Here is a 1,713-nt window from a genome sequence, read left to right as displayed (position 1 = left end):
CGGCATGACGAGGCCGCCGAGCGCGTAGAGCCAGAGGCGTTGCCGATGCGAGATCGGCAGGGCGGTTTCCATGCTCATCGCCTGCTCCAGACCCCGGTCGCGCGGGTGCCGAGCAGCCAGTGGAAAAGGCCGAGCAGCGCCAGCGTGACGGCGAGCAGCACGACGCCAAGTGCTGCGCCCGCGCCCCAGTTGGAATAGAGGCTGGGGGTCTGCTCCATGCGCATCGCCCACATGATCACCTTGCCGCCGCCCATCAACGCCGGCGTGACGAAGAAGCCGAGGCAGAGCACGAAGACGATGACCAGGCCCGAAGCCAGGCCCGGCAGCGACAGCGGAAAGAAGATCTGCCGGAAGGTGGCGGCGGGGCTCGCGCCGAGATTCATGCCGGCGCGCAGGCAGTCGACGTCGATCGTCTTCATCGAGGCATAGAGCGGCAGCACCAGGAAGGGCAGCATGATGTGGGTCATGCCGATGATGACGCCGGCGAAATTGTTGGCGAGCGGCAGCGGCTGGGAGATGATTCCGAGATCGATCAGCCACGTGTTGACCAGTCCCTTGCGCTGCAGGATGACCAGCCAGGCATAGGTGCGCACCAGCACCGAGGTCCAGAACGGCAGGATGACGAAGATCAGGCAGATGGAGGCGGCGCGACGCGGCAGCTGCGAGAGCATGTAGGCCAAGGGATAGCCGAGCAGCACGCAGGCGCCGGTGACGGTGAAGGCCACCTTGAAGGTGGTGACGAAGGTCTTGATGTAGGATGCCTGCTCGAAGAAGCGCGCGTAATTGGCGGCGCTGAGCTGACCGCTCTCATCGAACAGCGAAAGCCAGAACAGCCAGCCGATCGGCACGATGATGACGGCGAAGACCAGGAAGAGCCCGGGCGACAGCAGCGCGAGCATGCCATGCGCTTCCCATCGCGCGTCGGCGTTGAGCGCATCGGCATTGAGCGCCCCATCGCGTCGGGAGGCATGACCGAGACTGGCGGATGCGAGGCTCATTGGTCGGCCACCAGCACGACGTCCTGGGCATCGATACCGAGCGTGATCGGCTCGCCCGGCGCCGGCAGTTTCGCCAGCACATCGGAGCGGCAATAGTCGCGCAGGGTCACCTGCCGGCCGTCCTTGAGCGTGGCGTAGCAGACGAAGCTGTCGCCCTGGTAGATGACGTCGCCGACGGTTGCTGGCAGCAGGTTGACGCCGGTCTCGCCGACGTCGGCAACCAGGCGCAGCTTTTCCGGCCGCACCACCATCAGATGCCGACCAGTGGACGGCGCCGCATCGTTCATCCGTAACTTCCTGTCCTCGTACCAGACGCTGCCATTTCGGCTCTCGACGGGAATGAAGCTGGACTCGCCGATGAAGCCGGCGACGAACTTCGTCCGCGGCCTGGCGTAGAGAACTTCCGGCTGGTCGATCTGTTCGATGCGCCCGGCATTCATGACGGCGATGCGGTCCGACATGGTGATCGCCTCGCGCTGGTCGTGCGTGACGTAGACCGTCGTCATGCCGAGCCTGCGATGCAGGTTGCGCAATTCGATCTGCATGTGCTCGCGCAGGCTCTTGTCGAGCGCCGACAGCGGCTCGTCCATCAAGACGATGCGCGGCTCGAAAACGATGGCGCGGGCCAAGGCCACGCGCTGGCGCTGGCCGCCGGAGAGCTGGTCGACACGGCGCTCGCCGAGGCCCTTCAGTTGCACCAGGTCCAGCGCCCTCT

At 65.6% G+C, this 1,713-nt stretch carries 2 protein-coding genes; both read right to left on the bottom strand.

Annotation, left to right across the window (positions count from 1 at the left end):
• Window positions 1-74: 74 nt before the first annotated feature.
• On the bottom strand, window positions 75-998 hold the full coding sequence (locus tag EOA24_RS37020) for an ABC transporter permease (protein WP_127410765.1): 924 nt from the start codon (window positions 996-998) through the stop codon (window positions 75-77).
• The coding region (locus EOA24_RS37015) for an ABC transporter ATP-binding protein (protein ID WP_133374857.1) at window positions 995-1,713 on the bottom strand (719 nt) is incomplete at its 5' end. The genes EOA24_RS37020 and EOA24_RS37015, both read right to left, overlap by 4 nt.

It is taken from the genome of Mesorhizobium sp. M2A.F.Ca.ET.039.01.1.1 (assembly GCF_003998035.1).
In the GTDB taxonomy this organism is placed as follows: domain Bacteria; phylum Pseudomonadota; class Alphaproteobacteria; order Rhizobiales; family Rhizobiaceae; genus Mesorhizobium.
The sequence above is the reverse complement of the archived record's forward strand: the minus strand, read 5'-3'. Positions and strand labels throughout refer to the sequence as shown.

What these genes read in the sequence shown, in the direction of transcription:
- EOA24_RS37020 (WP_127410765.1), bottom strand. Translation starts at nt 998, where the DNA reads ATGAGCCTCGCATCCGCCAGTCTCGGTCATGCCTCCCGACGCGATGGG.